This is a genomic window from Mesorhizobium sp. M2A.F.Ca.ET.039.01.1.1 (assembly GCF_003998035.1).
In the GTDB taxonomy this organism is placed as follows: domain Bacteria; phylum Pseudomonadota; class Alphaproteobacteria; order Rhizobiales; family Rhizobiaceae; genus Mesorhizobium.
Genome location: NZ_RZRY01000046.1, coordinates 1 through 18496, shown reverse-complemented (window position 1 = coordinate 18496; position 18496 = coordinate 1). Strand labels below are relative to the sequence as shown.

Sequence of the window (18496 nt, the reverse complement as noted above, 5' to 3'; positions counted from 1 at the left end):
GTCGCTTGCCTTTCCGAAATCGGCCGAATGGATGATCCTGCCGGAAAAATCGTCCATGCCTGTCCAGGCCGGGATGAAGGGCTGCCGGTCCCGTCCGGTGGCGATCACCACATATCGCGCCGCCTTCAAGCCCTCGCTTGTCCGCAGCAGCCAATGGTCGCCTCGGAATTCGATCTCGTCGACCTCGACCCCGAAGGCGACGGGCAGCCGGTGCGTTTCGGCGAACTCATTGAGATGGCGCGCGACGGCGCTGCGGTGCGGGAACGCCGGTGTCCCCGCCGGATAGGACACGCCTGGCAATGAGGAGAGGTCGCGATGCGTGTTGAGGTGCAGATTGTCGTGGCGGCGGTGCCAGGGTTCGGCCAGCCTCTGCTCGCGCTCCAGGATCCGCGTCGTCACGCCGGCCATGGTCAACGCATGCGCGGCGGCAAGCCCGGCGGCGCCCCCGCCGACGACAATCGTACCGTCCAATATCGCTGGCTTGCCGGCCCCCGACGGCGAGACTTCCGTATCCGCGCTCATTCGTATCTTTGTCGTCGCCATCATGCCATCAAGTGGCACGACCATGTATCCGATGTATGCCGCTCGCAGGCCAAAAGGAATAGGTGCGTGTTGCAAAGCCCCCCGGCATTGTGTCGCGGATTTTGCAAGCGCCGGCTAATGAACCGGGTCGGCATGGCGATGCACCAGCTTGAACGCGCCATCCTCCAGCCGAAACACTTCCGTCACCCGCAAGGTCATCTCGGTCGCCTCGCCGTTCTTGCCGATGCGCGCCTTGGCATGCTGCAAGCCGCTCCAGAACGCCAGATCGCCGCTCGCCGACGCTTGCAGCACCTCGAGGTCGGTGTTGCCGCCTTTGTGGAAGCTTGCGGCATCGCGTTCGTAACGGCCGGCAACCGCTTCGGCGCCTTCGAGATGGTCGCCGCGCGGTGAGAAGAACGTCGCCGGCCCGGCACGGGTGACGATCGCCTTCAGCGAGGCGGCATCGCCATTGACATAGTCTTCGGCGATCTTCTCGCGCTGCTTCATGAAGGCATCGAAGGACGAGCCGGCAGGATGCACCGTCCTGATCCAGCTTTCCAGGCTGGCCATGAAATTTTCGAGGAAGGTGGCGGTATCGGCATTGGTCACCGCGCCTTTGCCGTCCAGGATTTCCGCGACATTGCCGATATAGGCCTCCGGCTGCTGCATCACTGGCATGTCGAGGAAGGCGAAGGTTTGTCTCAGCGCATGATTGGCGCCGAAAGCGCCAAGCTTATGCGGTGTGACACTGACGACCCCTGCGGGCAGTCCCTTGAACACGCTCTTGCCCGATGGGCGCGAGCCGACATCAAGCGCGTTCTTCAGGCAGCCGGGGATCGAGCGGTTGTATTCCGGGGTGACGAACAGCACCGCGTCGCATTCGCGCATCGCCGCACGGAAGGCCGACCACGCCGCTGGCGGGTCGTCACCGTCCAGATCCTCGTTGTAGAGCGGCAGGTCGCCGATCTCGATGAAGCGGCAGCGCACCGAATCCGGCGCGCGGGCGGCCAGGGCCTTGGCGATCTTGCGGCTGAAGGACTGGGCGCGCAGGCTGCCGACAAGCACGGCGAGCTGCAGGACGGCATGTTCGGTTGCATTGGTCATGGCGAAACGTCCGCTTCTGATTGAGGCTGACAGGGAAGGCTTGCCCGGCCCGGCCGCCCGACCTTTCGATAATGTCGCCGGCGCGGCGAGGTTCCCCTGCGCCTTGGGAGCGCAGGGGCGCTTGCGGCCTTGCCGCCGCGGCCATTGCACAGTAATGACGGGGTTGGCGCGAGATTTCGGGCTCCCGATGGGACCCGGGAATGGCGACGAACAACGGTGCCCGATTTCCGGGCGGCAAAGAGGTGGTCATGTCCGCGCGCATTTTCAGTCCAGCCAAAACCGCGATGCAGTCCGGCAAGGCCAAGACCGGACATTGGGTGCTGGAGTTCGATCCCGCGCAGCGCAAGAAGATCGACCCGCTGATGGGCTACACCACCTCCGGCGACATGCTGAGCCAGGTGAAGCTCACCTTCGACACGAAGGAAGAAGCGGTGGCCTATGCCGAGAAGGAAAAGATCGCCTATCGCGTCGAAGAGCCGAAGGAAGCCAAGCGCCGGCAGATTTCCTATTCGGACAATTTCCGCTATGACCGCAGGACGCCCTGGACGCACTGACTTCCCGAGTCTTGCATCGCTTGGCGTAACGCAGCAGCCGGCCCGGCCGGCCGACGGTCCCGTAGCTCAGCTGGATAGAGCACCGGCCTTCTAAGCCGATGGTCGCAGGTTCGAATCCTGCCGGGATCGCCATTCCCTTGGCGCGGTTCGTGTGCGGACCTCACTTCCGCATCAGTTTAGGGGAGGGTTCGGCTAGCCATTGCTTGCCGTCTTTCTCGCTGGCCCATGGATTGCCGAAAGCCTTGGTCGGCAACGGTTCTTCGTCAAATTCGAGCCGTGCCTTCACGGCCCGCCGCTCGCGCCGATGCTCGGCTTGCTTGAATGCCTTGTCGCTGTCGACTGTGGTCATGCCGACGATCGGGGGTATTCCTTCGGGATCGGCTCATAGGCGTCACTTATCACAGAATGTGCGAAATAGGGCAGCGGGCGGGCCCGCTGCGCCGGTCATCGATCTAAACCTCAGCCAGCAACTCCATCACGAACTCCACGAACGCCCGCACCTTGGCCGTGCGGTATTGTCGCGAAGGGTAGATCGCGTGGAGCGGGAAGAGCTCGTCGGACCAATCCGGAAACAGGTCGATCAGCCGGCCGTCGCGCACCTGCTCGCGCGTGGCGAATTCCAGCACCTGCGCGATGCCGGCACCGGACAGGCAGGCGTTGAGCATGGTCGGCGCGTCGGAGGTCATCAGCCTGGTCCGAACGCTGACCGGCAGCGCCTCGTTGCCGCGGCGAAATTCCCACTCATAGGCGCGGCCATGCGCGGCGTCCCAGAAATCGATGGCGTAGTGGTCGGGCAGGTCGGCAGGGTGCCGCGGACGCCCTCGGCGCTCGACATAGGCGGGCGCCGCGACGGTGAGTACGCGCGTCTCGAACAGTTTGCGCGCGGTGAATGAGCCGGCCGGCGGATCGCCGAAGCGCAAGGCAAGATCGAACCCGTCCGCCACCAGGTCGCCCACCGCGTCGCGCATGATGAGCTCGAGGCGAAGCTCCGGATAGAGCGCCAGGAACCGGCCCGCGTGCCCGGCCAGCACCAGCTGCGAGAAGAACGGGTCGACATTGACGCGCAGCCTGCCGCGAACCACCGAGGTGGCGCCGGTGGCCTCGACCGCCGCCTCCTCGATGCCGTCGAGGTGAGGGCCGACCCGCTCGTGGAAGCGCCGCCCTTCGTCCGTCAGGTGCATGGTGCGGGTCGTGCGGTCGAGCAGCCGCACCCCGATGCGGGCTTCCAGCCGCTGGATGGCGCGGCCGACGCCTGAGGCGGTCATGCCGAGCGAGTCCGCTGCCCGCGCCATCGAGCCGGCTTCGACCACCGCCATCAGCACCGTCACGCCGGACAGCAATCTTCCGTCATAAGACATGCGCTATTCCCAACCTGGAGTCCGGATTATGATGACATATCGGCGCTGTGATCAGCAAGCCAAGGGTGTGAAAAGACCGGCCAGAGACCGCCGGCCCGTCGTGGCCGCCGGCCGTGATCCCGTTCAACCACCACAAACGAAGGAAAGATCATGTACGCAGTTACCGCCATTACCGGCCGCATCGGCGGGGTTCTTGCCGAAACGCTGCTGGCATCGGGCCACAAGGTTCGGGCCGTTGTCCGCGACGAAGCCAAGGGCGCGCGGTGGCTGGCCAAAGGCTGCGAGGTCGCCGTCGCCGATCTCGGCGATCCCGGGCCTCTGGCCGCGGCGCTTTCGGGCGGCGAGGGCGCGTTCATCCTGTTGCCGCCGGTCTATGATTCCGAACCCGATTTCCCGGACGTGCTGCCGAAGATCGCCGTCGTCCGCGAGGCGCTGCACAGGGCGCTGCCGCCCAAGGTGGTCGTGCTGTCGACGATCGGCGCGGACGCCACGCAGCCCAATCTGCTCAATGTGTTGCGCCTGCTGGAAGAGGCGCTCGCCGATCTGCCCGTGGCCGTGACGTTCCTGCGCGCCGCCTGGTTCATGGAAAATGCCCAGTGGGACCTCGCCTCGGCGCGCGATCAGGGCGTGATCGACAGCTACCTCCAGCCGCTCGATCGGCCGGTCGCGATGATCTCGGCCGCCGATGTCGGCAGAACCGCTGCGGAACTCTTGCCTGAGGATTGGAGCGGCCACCGGGTGATCGAACTGGAAGCGCGACACAGGGTGTCGCCGAACCAAATCGCCGCCGCCCTTGCCAAGGCGCTCGGCCGCGAGGTCGAGGCACGCACAGTCCCGCGCGAGCGCTGGGAGACGATCTTCCGCGAGCAGGGCATGCGCCATCCCGAAATGCGCATGCGCATGCTGGACGGCTTCAACGAAGGCTGGATCGACTTTCGCGATCCGGATACGCTGGGACGTCAAGGAAGGATTGGGATCGACGAGGCGATTGCGAAGCTCGTCGGCCCGCCTGACCGTATCTAGAAACAACCAGATCCGAGCGTCGCTGCGCGCTCTGAAGGACTGGAACGAGGGCGGTCGGCCTTCAGAAATCGCTCACGGCCTGCCCGGCCGGGCCGCCCAGATAAGTGTTCCACACATAATCCCGGAGCATTTCCCGGTGCTCCGCCGTTCGATGGTGATAGCCCGGTCTTTCGGGGTAGGACACGCCGGCGAGGTGAAAGAAGGCGCCGTCGATGAACTCGTGGTGCCCGACCGCGCCGGCCATCGTCATTGGCCGCTGTTCCACGGTTGCCACGGCGACATCCGCCTCGGCAAGTTTCGAATAGAGGATCGCCCAGTTGGCTGCGCCGGTGTCGAGGCCGAGATTTATGCGGGGTTCGAAATTCAGTTTATAGGCGGCCACGGCGGAGAACCGGTAGAAGCAGTAGCCTGCCCACAAATTCCAGTGCCGATCGTCCGGCTTGGCCTTGTAGACGTGATTTTCGGTACCGTATGCCCTGCGGCCATACACGACTTTGCCGGCCAGATTGGACGGGATATCGAACGGCACGACCGGGAAGCAGTCGTGATCGATGAAGCCGAAGAACTCCGGCTTCAGATGGCGCACGATGTTGTGAAACGCCCAGGTGATCGCCGTTCCATGCGATCTCGACAGGTGTTTTTCGACCCGCATCGGCAAGGCAAGGTAGGGCACGCCGCGCATCTTGCAGATCTGTGCGATGGCCGCTCTCGCCTGGGCCTTCGTAGAATTGTCGACGACGACCAGCGTCATCCCTGGCGAATGCATCTCCCACGCCTTCGTCAAAGCATCGATCACCCAGGGTACGTTGAAGGCGACCGTGATGCACACGCGCGACACCCCGGCGTCGTGCAACTGTTTTGCAAGCAGGCGCCCAGACGCACGCCCTCGATATTCGAAGCTTTTATAGGCGAACTCGTTTCTGAGCGCCTTTAGCTGGATGACCAATCGATTTTTGCTTAGTCCGTCGGCTATTAGTTTGAGTGCCATGCTGGTTCTCGTAGGCAGCCGGCAATCGGCGGGCCTTCGCATGCCCCTTTGCTCGAAGCCGCCGAGAAATCAAGCAACTCGAGTTTCGCTGACCTAGCGACGTTAGGTCAACCTCGGGGTTTTAGCTTTTGCGAAGATCGGCCAGCGGGATGTGCGTCAGGCGTCCAGCCTAGACTCAAATCGACCCGCTGGGTTCGCCAAAAGGTTCCGTTTCGGCAATGGGCGAACAGCCGCGACAATTCCCCACGAACTTTCGTGGTTACGCTTTTGGGGCGATGCGGTGCCGTTTGGATGATCGTCGGCATCGTATTTCGTTCAGAAAGAAAACGGTGCTGTGCGCAAAGGGCCGGTGTCACCTGATAGGTTGTATTGCGGGCGCACATCAGCGAATTCGGGCTGAACAATGCGAGATCGACCGGTTCCTTCAGGCGTTTTGTCCGCTGAAGCAGCTTTTCAGCCGCAGCCTTGGAAATGACATAGCCGGCCGTACCGAGATGCTCGCCGACCAGCCGGCCAATCGAATGGCCGTTCCCAATGGACGCAAGGCGCGCCAATCTGACCTGACCGAAGAACGTCTCGAGCTTGACGATGTCGGCATCGCGCGGGACCCAACTGTCATCGGACAGGAATGGTCCGGCATCGCTCCTGAAAACGACGTCATCCTCAAAGATTGCGGTATATTGCTCGGCGCCATCTGCGATCATTTGCCAGCACTTACGATGGCTGAGAAAGCATGCAATCTCTGGCTTGGTGAGGCGGCGAGCGGCAGGAAAATTCGAGGGCTCGCTGGACGTATCGACCGCCGCAACGCGCTCAAAAGCGATGCCGATCTTCGCGAATTCGGAGGTTGCCTGGTTCAACCTGTCAGGTGATCGATCAAGGTTGATTACCAAGCATTTCATGTGTCATCCGTTCTCTCAAATCGCCTTACGAATTCCTCAGCAGGTAAATCGAACGCAGCCTTTTCCTCCATGATCTTCTCACTCGGCAGTACCACCGGATGTTGGGCATCGCTGTCAGTAGCTGACTGCGACTTGCATTCCAAGAGGTCTCATTGCCGGAACTACCTTCCCGCCTGACAGCCTCGCGATTCGGCCAAGGTGCGTACAGCCAGTTCCCTGGGCTTGTAGGTTATATCTAACAGCGGCTATGTCGCTGCACGGCTGCCGCTGAGGTTTGCAGATGTCGACGATTTCCAGATGGTTCAAGGACGCGCGTTCCAAGTTGCCGGAGCATGTGACGGTTGGCCGCCACACCTATGGCGTGACATGGCGAAAGGTCCTGTTTCCCGCAAAGGAAGCCCCGCTGCGGGTCGGGGCCTTCTGCTCGGTTGCCGGCCGGGTGCTTTTCATTTGCTCCGGCCATCATCCGACCGCGAGCGCTACCACGTTTCCGATTTACAGCCGGCTGCTGAAGCAGCCGGAGCCGATCGCGGAAGACAGCAAGCCGGCTGGCATCACCGTGGGCAATGACGTCTGGATCGGCAACGGCGCCATGATTTTGCCGGGCGTCGAGATCGGCGACGGCGCTGTCGTCGGGGCAGGGGCGGTGGTCACGAAGAACGTGCCGCCTTACGCGATTGTCGGCGGCTCGCCGGCAAGGCTGATCAGATATCGCTTTTCGCAGGACGTCATCTCAAAGCTGCTCGCCATCCAATGGTGGCGTTGGGACGATGGCAAGGTCAAACGCGAGGCGGATCTGCTTACCGGCCCGATCGAGGCTTTTATCGAGAGGCATTCTGTGGCAGGCACCGCAACGAAATGACGGGCGGCGGTTAGCGGAACGATGAAGTCGTGTTTCTTCCTGGCGACGGATGCCGGCTACTTCCCATACGCCTGCCTGACGGCGCGCCGGATACTGGATGTCTCCACCCCAATCGACGGCTTTCTGCTCTACACCGGCGCGAGCCAGGCGGATCTTGAAGTCGCCCGGCATCTGCTGGAAGGCAAGGTCGAACTGGTCGATGTCGCCGAGTTCATGACGAATTTCGGCTTTCGCTTCGGAACCTACAGCATTGCCGCTTACATTCGGCTTTTCGCCGATCGGCTTCCGGTTTTCGAGCCGTATGACCGCATCGCATACACGGACTGCGACGTTCTCTTCAACCGGGACATCAATGACCTTGCCAGGCAGCGGCTGCGCGCCCCGCTGCTCGCCGCCCACGACGACTACATGTATTTCCGGCCCTCTTACCGGCAGAAGCTCAAGCTGGCGCCAGGCGCGCCATATTTCAATTCGGGCGTCGTCGTCTTCGATATGAACGCTGTCCGGGAGAATGCGCTGCTGGAGCGCACGCGAAAGACCGCTATTGACGGAAGCATGAACGACCAAAATGCCCTGAACGTCGTCTTCGAGGGCAAATGGCAGACGATGCATCCAAACTGGAACCTGCAGTCGCTCGGAGAATTGGGGGGCTTCTCGCAAGCCTGGGCCAGGCATTTCGCGGGCGGCAAGCCGTGGGGCAATCAGGTCGGGGTCGAGTTGGAAGCGCTGCGCATCTGGCGGGATCTGGCAAGGGACACGCCCTGGGGCAGGCCTTTCGAGCAGCGCATACCCTTCGAACGCGGCGTGGTGAAGCGCTTCCTCCGGCGGTTCGACGCGGTTGCCGGCCTGTTCGGCAAGGACGTGCAGCGCCGCAGGGCCAGATATGACGGCAGCAGGATGCACGCGATCTATGCCAGGCAGGCGGATGAAGGCGCAATGGCCGTGCAGTTTCCAGAAGTGCTTGGCGGTTTCGCCTGAAAAGGCCGCAGTCTGCCTGCCTGGCCCCGTTGACCATGCCCTGTGGATAGTAACCGCTCGTTCACCATGCTCCGGCGCTTGCGTTGCGGCCCGGCGCCCGACTCGCCGAAATGGAAAGGCCTGAACCCGTCAGGCAGCCCCTAGGCCGAGCGGCCGGCGTTTTCATGTACCCCACGGGATGCGTGCTTTAACGCGTTCCGCAGTATGCGCCGGCCGTAACTTCCCTTGTATGGAAAGGAAAGCCCGCGCGAAACCGCAACGGGCATGGAGAAATCGAGGCTACGCCAGCAGTCCGGCGATCTTCGCCGCCTTGCGCAGCGTCTTGCGGGCTTCCACCGGGCTGCGCAGCCCGTCAAGCGCGTCACGGCAGACGCGGCTCGCCGAGCGCCAGGCGCCGTCGCGCGCCTGTCCCGGCCAACGTAGGTCGAGGCATTCCATCGCCTCGAAGCAGCTCGATACCTTGCGTTGGCCGTTTGGCTGGAAATCGATCACGACTGGTTCGGAAAACCAGACATCGTTCATCACTTCCTCCGTTTCTTATGATTGTCTTTTTGAGCAAGCAATCGGTGCCGGATGGCGTCCGATGCAGGTCCGTGAGGCGATTGCGGACCCGCGCATTAACCAACCACCGCGCATTAGGTTCCGAAGAATTTCGAGGCGACGATGGGCAGCGTCGGGACGGGCTCTTCAGCGATTCCGGACGGCTGAAAATCGTGTGACCAAAGTCACTGCAGCACCCTCGCAGGCTGCGCTAATGAATCCGCCAGGCTGATGAAACGCGGGAAAACCTCTCATGATTATCGCCGTGCTTGCACTCGCCATGACCGCCGCGACATTGATGGCGACCGCTTTCGGGCTCTACGACGAGGTCCGGCAAAACCGCGCGCATGCTGAAGCGGATCGTTTGCGCGCGTTTCGAACAGCGTGTCGCCTTCCCGTCAACGCGCGCAACCGATAGGGATCGGCGCGGCCAGGCATGCTCACGCCGCTTTCCCTGGCCATGTGCATTTTTCGGCCTGGAATCCTGCTCTCTCCGGCAGTGTTCGCGGTGCTGGTGCTTTTGTGGCTTTTCTATCGATAGGCAGGCGCGTGTAATAAGGCGCTGCCATGCCCTATTCGACCAGTACATGCGCTTCGCGCGCGGCGGCGATGAAGGCCTCCCTGGCGGCATCGGCCGTGACGTCGCCGCGGATCGCGCGGCGGCAGGCCCGCAGCGCCTCGCCATGCAGCGCACTGCCGGCATCGCGCCATTGGCCGGTCAGCAGCTCGGCGGCTTGTTCGGCGTTGGAGATGTGGCGGATCGACCCGGAAAGGCCGACGGCGACTTCAACCGGCTTGGAGAACCATCCCTGGATCATCGCGAAACCTCCCGAACATGTCGGAACACGATATTCTGCCGTTGCGTTCCGTGCCGGAACGTCAACTCACCGTGAAGCCGCCTCGCGTGGGCGGACCACGTTGCTCATCTTCCAAGCGGCCTGCGCGAAAGCTCGATCAACTCCGCCTCGTCGGTGATGCCGGCCATGTAATTGGCCAGGATGCGCGAGGCGCGTGCTTCCTTCTGCTCGGTAGTCTCGCCCTCGACGCTGCCATTCTCATAGACACGGCCAAGCATGGCCGTCTCGTCGGGAGTGAATGTGTTGCGGGCATTGGACGCGATGGACATGGCTTCCTCCTTGCGCCGGGCTCCTTTTTTGCCCGGCTAATATTAGCATGTTTGAAGGTTGAGCGTGAGTCGCTGCAAGGTATCCTTGCCATGCGCTTCGGCTGACGCCGCTCTTGCCCTGAGGCTGGCCGCTGTTTTGCCGGCCTCGTTATATTCTTGCCGAACGAGCGCTGCGCTGATACGTATTAGCAGCGCGGAATTTTTCCGAGTCTGCATTGACTTGAGCCCGAAAAAGCGCCGCGCGTTCTGTCCGAGACCAGCAACCTCGACGTGGTGGCAACCGGGTTACGAAGGGGTTCTGGTCGAAAAGAAGCAGGGCAGGTCCCGCGTCCAAACCGGGGCAGGCTCATCAACGCTCTGGAATTCTGAAGCCATTGCCCCCATGGCCTTCGGAAGAGCATGAAGCATGGGGAAATCGATGGTTACCAAGAAACTTACCGCCAACGCAGAAAGCGCGGCAGCCTTTCTTGCGGTGATGGGCAACGAAAAGCGTTTGCTCATCATGAACTACCTCGCCGAGGGCGAACTCTCTGTCGGCGTGCTCGCCGACAAGGTCGAACTCAGCCAATCAGCGCTGTCGCAACACCTGGCCAAACTGCGCAGGTTTGGCCTTGTAGAAACCCGCCGTGATCGTCAAATGGTCTATTATTCCTGCAAGTCTTCGGCAGCGCGCGAACTTCTGGCGTTGCTCGATGGCCTGCTGACCACGGACAAGCCGCTTGCCGGACCGGCAAGGCAGGCCTTCGTCGAGAGGATGCGGCGGCCGCAGGCCGCCTGAACGGACTGCTACGCACGGGCGAGGCCGGGGGGCCTTCGTCCGGCGCGGCGCCTTGATGGCGCAGACTGCAATGAAGCGGGCCGTGTCGGGACGCCGCCCGGTTCCCCTGCATTTCCAAGCCGCTCCGCCGTCCCGCCGGCCGGACAGACGGTTCATCACGTTTCTTTGACAAGCGCTGTCTCGATGTCGGATGCTCTCCGCAAGCCGCTGATAGAACAGGCTTTTCTTGGCCGGTTGGGCACACAGACCGACCGCAGGTTACGGATTTGTAAGTCGCCCGGCTGAGCCCTGTTGGCTAGACTTCGAGTCGATCCACACCCCCGGATCATCACGGTGCCGAGCTTCCACTTCGGCTCCGTAAAGAGGCTCGCCGCTCCTGGCGGGCCTCTTTCGTTTCTGGACCGGGGCAGTTCCCAGGGCAATTCAAGGGAGGTGTGGGCGGGTTCCCGCATGGGCCGCGTCAAGAGAGAGAACGGTCCGCTGTTTCCGTGAACGCAACCGCTCTACGGCGACGCCTTCTGTCTGGCGATCACGCTCCTCACCGCCAGCACCAGCACCGTGATGACGATCAGGATCACCGAAAGCGCCGCGATCGCCGGATCGATGTTGTCGCGCAGGCCCATCCACATCAGGCGCGGCAGCGTGATCGCATTCACCGAGGTGATGAACAGCGTCACGCCGATCTCTTCCCAGGAAAGCACGAAGGAGAGCAGCGCGGCGGTGACGATGCCGAATTTGATGTTGGGTATGATGACGCGCGTCGCGCGCTCCCACACGCTGGCGCCAAGGCCGCGCGCGGCAAGATCGATGCGCCGGTCGAGCTGGCTGAGCGACACCAGGATGAGCACCGTGGCGAAAGGCACAGTCATCACCGAATGCGCCATGGCGACACCGAGCCATGTATCGTAGCCGAAGAACGAGGTGAGGCCGGAGACCGAGGTGAGCAGGAAATAGAGCGTCACCGCCGAGACCACCGGCGGCACCACCATGGGCAGCAGCACGAAGCCGACAAGGGCCGCGGTGAAGCGCGGCTGGAACATCCAGACGCCGAGGCTGAAGGTGAGGGCAAGCACCGTGGAGAGCGCGCTGCTCACCACGCCGATCCGGATCGACAGCAGGATGGACTCCAGCCAGCGCGGATCCTCGATCAGCGAGTGGTAGTGGCGCAGCGACAGTTCACCCGTCGGCATGGTCAGCATGCGGCTCGGCGTCAGCGACACCGGGATGACGGCAAGCAGCGGCATCAGGAGGAACAGCGCCACCAGCACGGCGAGGGCGAGCGAGACGGGGCCGGGACGATAGGTCGGCATCTTGGCTACACCAGCTGCTTCGGTTTGACGTAGCGGAAAAGCAGCGCCATCAGCGCGCCGACGAACACCACCAGCACGACGCTGATCGCCGCCCCCAGCCCCCAGTCCGGGCTCTGGAAGATGCGCAGATAGATCAGCTCCGCGATCATCACGCTGCGGCCGCCGCCGAGGATTGCCGGCGTGACGAAGAAGCCCAGCGAGAACACGAAGGTGATCATCGCCGAGCCGATGATGCCGGAGCGCGTCATCGGCACGAACACGGTCCAGAAGGTGCGCATGCGGCTGGAGCCGAGCCCGCGCGCCGCGAGCAGCACGCGCTCGTCCAGGCTGCGCATGGCGGACGCCAGCGGGAACACCGCGAAGGGGATCAAAAAATGCGACATGCCGACGATGACGCCGAATTCGTTGCGCACCAGTGTCAGCGGCTCGGAGATGAAGCCGATCGATTGCAGCCAGGTGTTGATCAGGCCGCGATTGGAGAGCAGCGCCACCCAGCCGAAGGCGCGGGTGAGTACGGAGATCCAAAATGGCACCAGGATGCAGAATTCGGCCAGCACGCGCTGCAGCGGACTGCCGCGCACCCACACCACGGTGATGGCGTAAGCGGCGGTGACGGAGATGAGAGTGACGATCGCCGCGATGCGCAGCGTGCGGATGAATACCGACTGCACCAGGTCGTCGGTGAGCAAAGCATGGTACTGGCCGAGCCCGGGCGTGGGAAGCGTAAAACTCCACTTCACCACGCCGAGGAACGGCCAGGCATAGGCAAGGACCAGGAACAGAAGCAGCGGCGCCATCAGCAGCGCCGCGCCCATCCTGTCGGAGAGGGTGCCTCTCATCAGTGAGAAAGTCTCCGCCCTGATCAGGCGGAGATGATCTTGGTGTATTCGTCGAGCGCGGCGCCGTAATTCTTGGCGTACCACTCCATGTCGAGCGCGATCTGCTTCTTCATGTTGTCCGGATCGACGGGATTGATGCGCTTTTTGTCGGCGGGGATCAGCGCGTCGGCCGCCGGATTGGCCGGACCCTGGCCGAGCTTGTCGAACATCACCAACTCCTTCTGCGGATCCTGCGTGCTGGCGATGAACTTCATCGCCGCGTCCTTGCCGCCGGGGTTGTTCTTGAGCACCGCCAGCGCGCCGGGCGAGATCAGGCCCTGGTCCCAGATGAACTTGATCTGGCCGCCGGAGTCCTGCTCGATCAGCGAGGCGCGCGTCGACCAGACGATCGCCATCGAGGCCTCGCCGTTGAGCAGCACGCTCTGACTTTCGGCGCCGCCGCCCCAATAGGAGACGACGTTTTCCTTGAAGGCGGCGATCTTGTCATGCGCGCGCTTCAGATCGAGCGGATAGAGCGAGGCAGGCGCGACGCCGTCGGCCAGAAGTGCGGCTTCCCAGCTCGACACGCCCCATTTGTAGAGCGAGCGCTTGCCTGGGAATTTCTTGACGTCGAAGAAGTCGGCCATGCCGGTCGGCGCGTTGGAGCCGAACTTCTGCGAGTCGTAAGCGATCACATAGGAGAAGAAGTAGGTGGAGGCTGCATACTCCCAGCCGAAGCCCGGCCGCATCTTGCTCTTGTCGACGATCTTGTAGTCGATCGGCTCGAGCATGCCTTGGCCGCCCAGCGTGATCGCCGAGAACGGGTCGACGTCGACCAGGTCCCAGGTCGGCGCGCCGCTCTTGAACTGCGCGGCGATGGCGCCTTCCGTCGGGCCCGAGCCGTCCATCTTGACCGGGATGCCGGTGTCTTTGGTGAAGGCCTGGCCGTAAGCGGCGTCGTAAGCCGTGATGGCGTCGCCGCCCCAGTTCACCAGCACCAGCCCTTTGGTCTCGGCGAAGGCGCCGGTCGAGCGCAACAACAGCGGCGTGCCGGCGAGCGCCAAGCCCGCTAGTTGCGCAAACTGGCGGCGTGAGATCTCGCCGCGCTTGGTCCGCTCGGCGAGGGATTCGATCGTCTGTTTCTTTGTATCGCTCATGTCAGTTCCCCTTGTTTGTCGTTGATTTGAACCGGAAGCCGCCGCGGTGATGTGTCTGGCCGCGACGGCGGTGCTTACTGTCCTCCATCCGGAAGGAGGAAACCCTTCTCCGCTGGCCATGTAAGCCAGACCGAATTGCCTTTGCTGAGCGCCGCCGCAGCCACTTCGTTCGGCACCGAAACGGTGACCCTGGCGCCCTGGCGCGTGGTGAGGTCGAGCTTGGTCGCCGCGCCCAGATAGGTCGAGGCGACGGCCGTCGCGGCAATGCCGTTCTGGTTGACCGACGCTTCCGGCGCGATCGACATGTCCTCGGGGCGGATGGCGAGGATGGCGTCGCCTTTGATCGCCTCCGCCTTGCAGCGCATGTTGACCGCGCGGTCCTCGCAGAGCCCCGTGGCGCCATTGTCGGCGGGGCGCACGCCCTTCACCGGCAGCATGTTGATCTCGCCCAGGAACTCGGCGACGAAGCGGTTCGCCGGCCGGTCGTAGACCTCATCCGGCCGGCCCACCTGCAAGAGCTTGCCGTGGTTGAAGATGGCGACGCGCGAGGACAGCGCCAGCGCTTCGCTCTGGTCGTGGGTGACGAAGACGAAGGTTGTGCCGGTCTCTTGGTGCAGCCGCTTCATCTCGGCCTGCATCTGGCCGCGCAGGCTCTTGTCCAGCGCCGAGAACGGCTCGTCGAGCAGCAGCACGCCCGGCTCGAACACCAGCGCACGGGCCAGCGCCACGCGCTGCTGCTGGCCGCCGGAAAGCTGTGCCGGCAGTTTCTTCTCGTGCCCCTTGAGGCCGACGCGCTCGACCATCTCGCCGACACGGCTCTTGATTTCCGAGGCGGATTTCTTGCGCACTCTGAGCGGGAAGGCGATGTTCTGCTCCACGCTCATATGCGGGAACAACGCATAGCCCTGGAACACCATCCCGGCGGCGCGCTGCTCCGCCGGGCGGTTGGTGATGTCGACACCGTCGCTGAAAAGCCTGCCCTCGCTCGGCTGCACGAAGCCAGCTAGGATCATCAGGAAAGTGGTCTTGCCGGAGCCGGAAGGGCCAAGCAGCGTCAGGAACTCGCCGCGGCCGATATCGAGCGACAGGTTATCGAGCGCCCGGAACGAGCCGAAGCTCTTGCCGATCCCGTTCGCTTTGATTTCTGCGGCCCGGCCGGGTTGCTGCATCCTGGCTCTTTCCTCAGTTCCCAATGAAATCGTAGGCATGGCTGCGGCTCACCGCAACCGAATAGTTTTCGCCTGATCGGCAAATTTGATTCACGGGTGACCCGTATTGGCAGGTGGCAACAGCGTGTGCAGACGCGGGCGTTCGGCGCTCACTAACGTTCGCGATTGGCGAAAGCCTTCATGCCCTCGTCATTCCAGGGCGGAGCAAGGAGCGAAGCGACGCGCGCAGACCCTGGAATCCACACCGTTACACACGAGCGTTGCAACGGTCCAGAATTCTCGCCCGCCGCACACTTCGGCCAACGTCACGGCATGGATCCTCGGGTCAAGCCCGAGGATGACGACCGGAGAGGGCGGCAGCACTCAATCTAAACCCTGCTCTCCGACAGCTTCGCCCTCAGCCAGTCGCCGAAGGCGTTGAGCACCGGGTGCCCCGCCTTGGCGTGCTCGAAGACAAGGAAATAGGAGCGCGGCGAGGGGATGGTCGCCTCGAAAGGCTTGACCAGCCGGCCTTCGCTCAGCGCCTGGCGGCCGGTCAGCTCGTCGCCCAGCGCAATGCCCTGGCCGGCGATCGCCGCCGAGAAGACGAGGTTCATGTCGGAAAAGAAGATGCCGCCTTCGGTATCGGGATTTTCCACCTTGGACAGCGCCAGCCAGCGCGCCCAGTCCTCGGTGTCGCTGAGATGGAGCAGGCTGGCGCGCAGCACGTCGGCGGGTTTGGAAAAGCCGCCGACCTTGTTGAGCAGCCTTGGACTGCAGAGCGGCGTGAAGGAGACTTCGCAGAGCAGTTCCACGGCCCGGTTCGGCCAGTTGCCGACCCCGAAGGCGATGAAGGCGTCGGCGTCCGGATTTGAGACGTCGTCGAGCCGCCGCGGCGTGAGCACCGACAGCGCCACATCCGGATACATTTGCTGGAACTCGCCGATATGCGTGCACAGGAACATCGAGGCGAAGCCCGGCGGGCAGGAGATGGCGAAGGAGCCGCCGACGCCGGCACCGTTGTTGTGCGTCCCCGCGTCGCCGAGCACGGTCAGCGCCTTCCTGACGTCGGCCGCGTAGCGCTGGCCGCGCGGCGTCAGCGCCACGCCCTTGCCGATGCGCTGCAGGAGATCGAAGCCGAGGTCGCGCTCAAGCAGCCGTAGCTGATGCGAGACGGCGCTGCGGGTGAGGTGAAGCTCGTCGGCGGCGCGCCATACGCTGCCGTGACGGGCAAAACTGTCGAGGGCGCGCAGCGCCTGCGTGGAGGGTATTCGCAAGAGGCCTCAGGTGAACCGAATTTGCACGAGCCGGGAAAACATATCACTTTTTGATGAGCCGCTTCACTGCTTTTCTTGCACCATGGACAAACCGGTGACGAGTTCAGCGCAGGAAACCGCGCTTGCCTGCATCGACGGCATCCAGCCGCTGCTGTCGGCCTGGACGCGCACCATCTTCGATTTCGGCGAGACCGCCTGGCGCGAATATCAATCGGCGGCCTGGTATGTCGAGCGGCTGAAGCGCGAAGGCTTCTCGGTCGAGGAAGGCTCCGGCGGCATGCCGACGGCCTTCTGCGCCCACTGGACGAATGGCGACGGCCCGGTGATCGGCATGTATGGCGAGTATGACGCCGTGCCCGGCAACTGCCAGGACGCCGCGACGGTGAAGCGGCCGCGAGAAGGCTTGGGATTTCAGGCCGGCGGCCACACCGATCCGCATTCGGGCCTCGGCATCGGCAGCCTCGGCGGGTTGCTCGCGACTAAGGCGGCGATGCTGGAGCATGGCATCAAGGGCACGCTGCGCTTCACCGGCGAGCCGGCCGAGAAGGTGCGGGGCTCGAAACCGATCCATGCGGCAAAAGGCTATTATGACGGCCTTGCCGGCATGATCTCCTTCCATCCCTTCTACATGCTGCCGCTCTGCAACACCGCGCGCTGGGACACGCATTGCGGCGCCGCCTATTCGATGATCTACCGCTTCGTCTGCGACGAGCCCGAGAATTGGGGCCGCGCGGCAAGCGACGCAGCACCCATCCCGCAGGCGCATTCGGCGGTGCGGGCGCCCGGCGCCAATGACGCGCTGATGATGATGTACATGGCCTCCAAGGCGCTGCGCGATTCCATGCTCACCCATCAGGGCGGCTGGTCGATCAGCGAGGCGATCCTGACGGCAGGGCAGGCGACCGCCGACAATCTGCCGGCCGGCCTTGCCGAGATCCAGTACATGATCCGCGTGCCGACCATCGCCATGGCCGAACAGGTGACCGCGGTGCTCGACCGTAACGCCGAAGCCGCTGCCAGGATGAGCGGCTGCCGCTACGAGCGTCATTGGGTCTCGAAGTCGCGGCCGGGGCTCGCCAACCACGCCATGGCCGATATCACCTATCAGGCGCTCTCCACTGTCGGCGCGCCGCAATGGAACGAAGAGGCGAGGGCGATCGGGCGCGAGGTCCAGGTCAATGCCGGCGGCGAGGCGACCGAAAACCCGTTCATCGACGAGCTGGAGCGGCTTATCGCGCCGCAGGAGGCCGAGGCGATCCTGCGCCGCGACCTGCCGCCCTCGCAGGTGAACTCCACCTCCGACGACTACACCGACATGAGCTGGCACGCGCCGACATCGCGTTTCTACATCGCCCGCCCGGCGCTGCGCGCGGCCAAGGGCCATGTCTATCCATCCTGGGCGATGAACGCGCTGGGCGGCATCTCCGCCACCATCGATCCGATGGTCACCTGCGCCGCCAAGACGGTCGCGCTGACGGCACTGCGCCTGCTGGAGGACAAGGCCGCGCGCGATGCCGCGATGGACGAGTTCGTCAGGCGGACCGGCGGCGGCATCGGCGGCTCGAACTGGATCGCGCCGCTCTGCGACTATGAACCGCCGATCAACTTCCGCTGGCCGGAATATGTCACCACCGCGCGCGGGCGCGACTGGTGGATCCCGGCCGCTTCCACCGCATGACCGATCAACAAAACAGTCCAAGGAGAACCCCATGACCGTCCATGACCGCATCGTCGCCGAGCCCTTCTCGCTGCAGCGCCGCAACCCCAATGGCGGCACCAAGCCGCTGACCGCCTGGGGCTTCGCCAACGAGACCGATGTGCTGACTGACGTGCTGCTCGGCTCGCCGAACTTCCTGCGCCACCTGTCGACCAGCTCGCTATCCAGGAAACATCTGCGCGAGGCGCCCTGCAACATCCAGATCGCTCAGGCGCAGCATAAGGACCTCGTCGCAGCCTACGAGCATTTCGGCGTCAATATCCACTGGCACGAGCCGACGCCGGAACTGCCGATGCAGGTCTATTCGCGCGACTCCAGCGTCATGACGCCCTAC

General features: G+C 63.6%; 21 protein-coding genes, 1 tRNA gene and 1 pseudogene. 9 read left to right on the top strand and 14 right to left on the bottom strand.

Annotated features, from left to right (window positions below; genetic code table 11):
• A partial coding sequence (locus EOA24_RS06585; protein ID WP_133374473.1) for an NAD(P)-binding domain-containing protein occupies nt 1-522 on the bottom strand: 522 nt, incomplete at its 3' end.
• A 135-nt stretch (nt 523-657) separates the two neighbouring features.
• Entirely contained in the window at nt 658-1626 is a 969-nt protein-coding gene (locus EOA24_RS41455) for an NAD(P)H-dependent oxidoreductase (protein ID WP_128298208.1), read from the bottom strand.
• Between the two features lie 248 nt (nt 1627-1874).
• Here EOA24_RS41455 and EOA24_RS06575 point away from each other — a divergent pair, with 248 nt between their 5' ends.
• Nucleotides 1875-2180: an ETC complex I subunit gene (locus EOA24_RS06575; protein WP_112101520.1), complete on the top strand. Its 306-nt coding sequence runs from the start codon at nt 1875-1877 to the stop codon at nt 2178-2180.
• A gap of 55 nt (nt 2181-2235) precedes the next feature.
• Nucleotides 2236-2312 (top strand) — tRNA-Arg (locus EOA24_RS06570).
• 28 nt (nt 2313-2340) lie between these two features.
• Here EOA24_RS06570 and EOA24_RS06565 read toward each other — a convergent pair.
• Together EOA24_RS06565 and EOA24_RS06560 are read right to left on the bottom strand one after the other, a co-directional pair.
• Nucleotides 2341-2529: a hypothetical protein gene (locus tag EOA24_RS06565; protein ID WP_126078159.1), complete on the bottom strand. Its 189-nt coding sequence runs from the start codon at nt 2527-2529 to the stop codon at nt 2341-2343.
• Nucleotides 2530-2632: 103 nt separating this feature from the next.
• The gene (locus EOA24_RS06560; RefSeq protein ID WP_126078158.1) at nt 2633-3538 is read right to left on the bottom strand and encodes a LysR family transcriptional regulator; all 906 of its coding nucleotides are present in this window, start codon (nt 3536-3538) and stop codon (nt 2633-2635) included.
• A 150-nt stretch (nt 3539-3688) separates the two neighbouring features.
• On the opposite strand from EOA24_RS06560, the gene EOA24_RS06555 reads away from it, so the two are divergent.
• Entirely contained in the window at nt 3689-4561 is an 873-nt protein-coding gene (locus tag EOA24_RS06555; protein WP_126078157.1) for an NmrA family NAD(P)-binding protein, read from the top strand.
• 61 nt (nt 4562-4622) lie between these two features.
• On the opposite strand, the gene EOA24_RS06550 is transcribed toward EOA24_RS06555, so the two are convergent.
• Together EOA24_RS06550 and EOA24_RS06545 are read right to left on the bottom strand one after the other, a co-directional pair.
• Nucleotides 4623-5549: a hypothetical protein gene (locus EOA24_RS06550; protein ID WP_126078156.1), complete on the bottom strand. Its 927-nt coding sequence runs from the start codon at nt 5547-5549 to the stop codon at nt 4623-4625.
• A 107-nt stretch (nt 5550-5656) separates the two neighbouring features.
• A complete protein-coding gene (locus EOA24_RS06545; RefSeq protein ID WP_126078155.1) occupies nt 5657-6451 on the bottom strand; it encodes a glycosyltransferase family 25 protein in 795 nt (264 codons plus the stop codon).
• A gap of 280 nt (nt 6452-6731) precedes the next feature.
• Here EOA24_RS06545 and EOA24_RS43835 point away from each other — a divergent pair, with 280 nt between their 5' ends.
• Nucleotides 6732-7313, top strand: a complete 582-nt coding sequence (locus EOA24_RS43835) for a CatB-related O-acetyltransferase (protein WP_126078154.1) — start codon at nt 6732-6734, stop codon at nt 7311-7313.
• A 21-nt stretch (nt 7314-7334) separates the two neighbouring features.
• On the top strand, nt 7335-8291 hold the full coding sequence (locus tag EOA24_RS06535) for a glycosyltransferase (protein ID WP_126078153.1): 957 nt from the start codon (nt 7335-7337) through the stop codon (nt 8289-8291).
• Between the two features lie 279 nt (nt 8292-8570).
• On the opposite strand, the gene EOA24_RS06530 is transcribed toward EOA24_RS06535, so the two are convergent.
• Complete coding sequence (locus tag EOA24_RS06530) at nt 8571-8813, bottom strand: DUF982 domain-containing protein (protein ID WP_042638153.1); 243 nt, start codon at nt 8811-8813, stop codon at nt 8571-8573.
• A 271-nt stretch (nt 8814-9084) separates the two neighbouring features.
• Between EOA24_RS06530 and EOA24_RS41450 the strand changes: the two genes are divergently transcribed.
• Complete coding sequence (locus tag EOA24_RS41450) at nt 9085-9249, top strand: hypothetical protein (protein WP_189343184.1); 165 nt, start codon at nt 9085-9087, stop codon at nt 9247-9249.
• A gap of 154 nt (nt 9250-9403) precedes the next feature.
• Here the strand turns inward: EOA24_RS41450 and EOA24_RS06525 are convergent, their stop codons facing one another.
• Complete coding sequence (locus EOA24_RS06525; RefSeq protein WP_126078152.1) at nt 9404-9649, bottom strand: DUF982 domain-containing protein; 246 nt, start codon at nt 9647-9649, stop codon at nt 9404-9406.
• Between the two features lie 104 nt (nt 9650-9753).
• Nucleotides 9754-9957 (bottom strand): hypothetical protein, encoded by a 204-nt coding sequence (locus EOA24_RS06520; RefSeq protein WP_126078151.1) that lies wholly within the window; start codon nt 9955-9957, stop codon nt 9754-9756.
• Nucleotides 9958-10375: 418 nt separating this feature from the next.
• Here EOA24_RS06520 and EOA24_RS06515 point away from each other — a divergent pair, with 418 nt between their 5' ends.
• A complete protein-coding gene (locus EOA24_RS06515) occupies nt 10376-10735 on the top strand; it encodes a metalloregulator ArsR/SmtB family transcription factor (protein ID WP_126078150.1) in 360 nt (119 codons plus the stop codon).
• Between the two features lie 503 nt (nt 10736-11238).
• Here the strand turns inward: EOA24_RS06515 and EOA24_RS06510 are convergent.
• From EOA24_RS06510 to EOA24_RS06490, 5 genes are all read right to left on the bottom strand, one after another.
• A complete protein-coding gene (locus EOA24_RS06510; protein ID WP_126078149.1) occupies nt 11239-12045 on the bottom strand; it encodes an ABC transporter permease in 807 nt (268 codons plus the stop codon).
• 5 nt (nt 12046-12050) lie between these two features.
• Complete coding sequence (locus EOA24_RS06505) at nt 12051-12884, bottom strand: ABC transporter permease (RefSeq protein WP_126078148.1); 834 nt, start codon at nt 12882-12884, stop codon at nt 12051-12053.
• Between the two features lie 23 nt (nt 12885-12907).
• Nucleotides 12908-14020, bottom strand: a complete 1113-nt coding sequence (locus EOA24_RS06500) for an ABC transporter substrate-binding protein (protein ID WP_126078147.1) — start codon at nt 14018-14020, stop codon at nt 12908-12910.
• Nucleotides 14021-14094: 74 nt separating this feature from the next.
• A complete protein-coding gene (locus EOA24_RS06495; RefSeq protein WP_126078146.1) occupies nt 14095-15189 on the bottom strand; it encodes an ABC transporter ATP-binding protein in 1095 nt (364 codons plus the stop codon).
• A gap of 368 nt (nt 15190-15557) precedes the next feature.
• The gene (locus EOA24_RS06490; protein WP_126078145.1) at nt 15558-16445 is read right to left on the bottom strand and encodes a LysR substrate-binding domain-containing protein; all 888 of its coding nucleotides are present in this window, start codon (nt 16443-16445) and stop codon (nt 15558-15560) included.
• 82 nt (nt 16446-16527) lie between these two features.
• Here EOA24_RS06490 and EOA24_RS06485 point away from each other — a divergent pair, with 82 nt between their 5' ends.
• Nucleotides 16528-18123, top strand: coding sequence for an amidohydrolase (locus EOA24_RS06485; protein WP_189343183.1), 1596 nt, complete (start codon nt 16528-16530; stop codon nt 18121-18123).
• A 31-nt stretch (nt 18124-18154) separates the two neighbouring features.
• Nucleotides 18155-18496: pseudogene (locus EOA24_RS06480) on the top strand (amidinotransferase); the annotation flags it as partial.